This window comes from Brevibacillus borstelensis, from assembly GCF_037834415.1.
GTDB lineage: Bacteria > Bacillota > Bacilli > Brevibacillales > Brevibacillaceae > Brevibacillus > Brevibacillus borstelensis_A.
In genome coordinates, this window is record NZ_JAUMSJ010000078.1 from 1 (window position 1) to 3,245 (window position 3,245).

Below are 3,245 nucleotides of genomic sequence, written 5' to 3' on the forward strand. Positions count from 1 at the left end.
CATCCGCTGGATGAACCTCTCCCGTCCCGGCCCGATAAATTCAACCTCTTGCCCTCGCCTAAAGTGGTTGCGCTGTTCGATCGTGGCAATGCCGGTCTCTTCGTTGTAGGCAAGAACCAGTCCGGCAAAATCATAAGCGGTCATTTTCGGCGGCACGCCAAAGATCTGGTCGTCTTCCGTAGGCTTGTGAAAATAAAAGCCGGTGGTCAACGGACGGTTGGCCGCTTTCATGATTTCTTCCCGCCACTCCGGTTTGAACGCGAACGTTTCCGGGCTGTCCCAGTAGGCGTCAATCACCTGCCGGTACGCGTTGACGACGGTGGCGACATAGTGAATGCTTTTCATTCTCCCTTCAATTTTCAGCGAGTCCACTCCCGCTTCGATCATCTCCGGAATATGCTCCAGCATGCACAAGTCTTTGGAGCTCATCGTAAAAACCTCATCGCCCTCGGCAAATAACGGATGCATGTCGCCCTCTTCCTCCGCGAACAGATCGTACTTCCAGCGGCAGGACTGGGCACAGCCGCCGCGATTGGCGTCGCGGTTCGTCATGTGGTTGGACAGCACGCACCGTCCCGAGTAGGAGATGCACATGGCTCCGTGCACAAACGCTTCGATCTCGATATCGACATGCCGTTTGATCTCGCGGATTTCCCGCAGCGAGACCTCGCGGGCAAGCACCACTCGGGGAATCCCCTCATCCGCCCAAAATTGCACCGCCTGCCAGTTGGTGATGGACGCTTGCGTGCTGATGTGGATTTCCAGACCAGGTGCCGCTTCCCTGCACACATCGACGATCGCCGGATCGGCCACGATCACAGCGTCGATGCCGATCTGCTGCAGCATGTGAAAGTAGTCGGCCATTCCCGCAAAGTCTTCGTTATGGGCCATGATGTTCGCTGCCACATACACCTTCGCTCCCCGTTCGTGGGCGAATGCCACACCCTCCCGCATGTCCGCAAACGTGAAGTTCCCGGCCTTGGCGCGCAGCCCGTATTGCAGCCCGCCAATGTATACCGCATCCGCACCGTACAGCACGGTGAACTTCAATTTTTCCAGATTGCCGGCAGGAGCGAGCAGTTCCGGTTTTTTTGTCCTGGTTTGAGTCTTCATCGCTATTTCCCCTCCCCCTTCAATAAATCTGCTCCCGGAAATAAAAGCCGGTACCAAGCGGACGTTCTGCCGGCTGAATCGCCTTGATCGCTTCCAGCAATACAGGGTCAAGTGCCGCCTGCGGATTTTTCACCAGGCAATCGATCGCCCGCCGATAGACGGAGACAACCTGGAAATTGTAGGCAAGCGGTTTGCCCAGCGCCTCTACGTAGAATGAATCGATGCCGCTTTCGATCAACGCTCCCAAGTGTTCCAGTATGCATATATCTTCGTGGCTCATGACATGTGTGCCGTTACGATCCTCAAAAATGGGGTAGTGCTGTCCGCCGCGCGTATTTTCCTTCAAAAACATCAGCCGCTCTTGCTTGCTGTCCCCGCTTCCCAGCATGTGCAAGTAATTGCTGACCAACGGCCGCTTTGAATGAAAAATGCAGGTCATGCCGTGAACCTGAACCTGGACCGGAATCTGGCTTTGCTGTTTCACGCCGATGCCTCCTCCAGTGACAGCTCACGGGCCAGCACAGCCCGGATCGCCGAACACCACCGCGTCCACTTCATTTTGGGCCAGCTGCCTCACGTACTCGTCCAGCCCTTGCAATTCCTCTTGATGCAGCAGGGCATTCAGGGCGACATATACCTTTTTCCCTTGCTGGCGAGCGCTACGGACAACGTCAGTGATCATCGCCAAGGAAAAATTTCCCGGCACGCGCAGCGCATACCGGTCGTCCCCGACGGTGACGGCATCTGCCCCTGCTGCAAGCAGCTTCTCTGCTTCTTCCGGGCTGCCTGCGGAGACAACCAACTCCGGTGTGTGGAAATTCATCAGAACCATCCTTTCTTTCAGACAGGCCAACAGAACCATTTTATTGACCGAGCCGCCCCCCTCACAATCAGGGGGTTCCCCCATTTTCTCCGATGAAATCTCTGATTTTCCCGCATGACAGGATGGTGCTTCCCCTGCCATAACAGGCGAAGCCTGGGCGTATGCAAAAGCAGAGCCCTGGCCATCCCGCATGGGCGATCGAATGGCCAGGGCTCGCTGTTTACTCAGCTTTGTCTATACGAGGACACAAGAAACTTCCAATCTTCAAGAAAATACATCCAAAGGTTCGGACGCCTGCGCACAGCAAGTGGATGGTACGAAACTGCCGTTTTGACCTCCCGGGGGAAGTGCCACTGCTGACGAAGCGTTTTCACCTCCGCTTCCCTGTTTGCAAAAAATACCTGGGTGGCTACATTTCCCAAACAAAAGACAAGCTGGGGCGACTTGCTTTGCAATTGAACAAGCAGGTGCTGCATGCATGCTTCTCTCACCCCCTCTTTGTCATAGGCCCGGGTCGGGCGGCGCTTCAATACATAGGTAACGTAGACATCTCTTTCCCCTAGCCCCGCCTCTAGAGCCGCCTTTTGCAGCGTTTCCCTTGTGCCGCACACAAATGGGTCTCCATGCTGGTCTTCTCTTGCTCCCGGATTATCGAGCACGACCATAATCGGGGCTTGCGGATTCCCCTCGCCCCAAATTATACGCGAGCCATGCTCGAACAATCCGCAATCCATGCAGCTCTCGACGCCTTTTGGCGGCTTCTCCTCAGGCCAAATGGCCGGGCGGCCGGGCATGTCGGATGCATCGCAATTTCCTCCACCATCGCTCTGTCGTTTTGCTTATGCATAGGATTGGATAGAGGAAGGATTTTCAAACGCCTACAAAGAAGAAGCAGCTCCTGAGGGGCTCCTTCTTTAGCATAGATCTATATGATGGAAAAATTCGCACTTACTTCAGCTTGATGCGGTAATAATAATCAGCGGCCATTTGCTTGGCGACTTCTTCCCGGTTTGTTTTGATGCTGTACGGCAAACGGATGTGGTCTCCCGGCGTGTTCGTTCCAGCGGCTGTCAATACAGACGCAATAAGCAGCGTCATCGCAAATAGACCCTTTACGGTATCCAGTCAGAAAGACAACTTGAAAAGGGAATTCAAACCAATATGGCCTATAAAAACCGTCTGGGACACGAAGGCTCCAGACTGTTCCTTACTATGTTAGTGGCCATAGTCATTCCAGTATTTTTTCAAATATTGCTGCAACATGGCATCCAGATCACCGTGTCCCTCCTTTGCATCCACCTCGGCAGAC

5 protein-coding genes are annotated in these 3,245 nt (G+C 54.4%); all 5 read right to left on the minus strand.

What is annotated here, in order from left to right:
• Nucleotides 1–1,113, minus strand: a 1,113-nt coding sequence (locus Q3F21_RS26935) for a peptidase U32 family protein (protein ID WP_340259635.1), incomplete at its 3' end; no start/stop codon positions are given.
• Nucleotides 1,114–1,132: 19 nt separating this feature from the next.
• Nucleotides 1,133–1,597: a peptidase U32 family protein gene (locus Q3F21_RS26940; protein WP_340259637.1), complete on the minus strand. Its 465-nt coding sequence runs from the start codon at nucleotides 1,595–1,597 to the stop codon at nucleotides 1,133–1,135.
• 24 nt (nucleotides 1,598–1,621) lie between these two features.
• Complete coding sequence (locus tag Q3F21_RS26945; protein ID WP_340259639.1) at nucleotides 1,622–1,936, minus strand: hypothetical protein; 315 nt, start codon at nucleotides 1,934–1,936, stop codon at nucleotides 1,622–1,624.
• A gap of 224 nt (nucleotides 1,937–2,160) precedes the next feature.
• Nucleotides 2,161–2,730: a uracil-DNA glycosylase gene (locus Q3F21_RS26950; protein WP_340259641.1), complete on the minus strand. Its 570-nt coding sequence runs from the start codon at nucleotides 2,728–2,730 to the stop codon at nucleotides 2,161–2,163.
• Nucleotides 2,731–2,884: 154 nt separating this feature from the next.
• On the minus strand, nucleotides 2,885–3,034 hold the full coding sequence (locus Q3F21_RS26955; protein WP_340259643.1) for a hypothetical protein: 150 nt from the start codon (nucleotides 3,032–3,034) through the stop codon (nucleotides 2,885–2,887).
• Between the last annotated feature and the right edge of the window lie 211 nt (nucleotides 3,035–3,245).

What these genes read in the sequence shown, in the direction of transcription:
- Q3F21_RS26950 (WP_340259641.1), bottom strand. Translation starts at nt 2,730, where the DNA reads ATGCCCGGCCGCCCGGCCATTTGGCCTGAGGAGAAGCCGCCAAAAGGC.
- Q3F21_RS26945 (WP_340259639.1), bottom strand. Translation starts at nt 1,936, where the DNA reads ATGAATTTCCACACACCGGAGTTGGTTGTCTCCGCAGGCAGCCCGGAA.
- Q3F21_RS26955 (WP_340259643.1), bottom strand. Translation starts at nt 3,034, where the DNA reads ATGACGCTGCTTATTGCGTCTGTATTGACAGCCGCTGGAACGAACACG.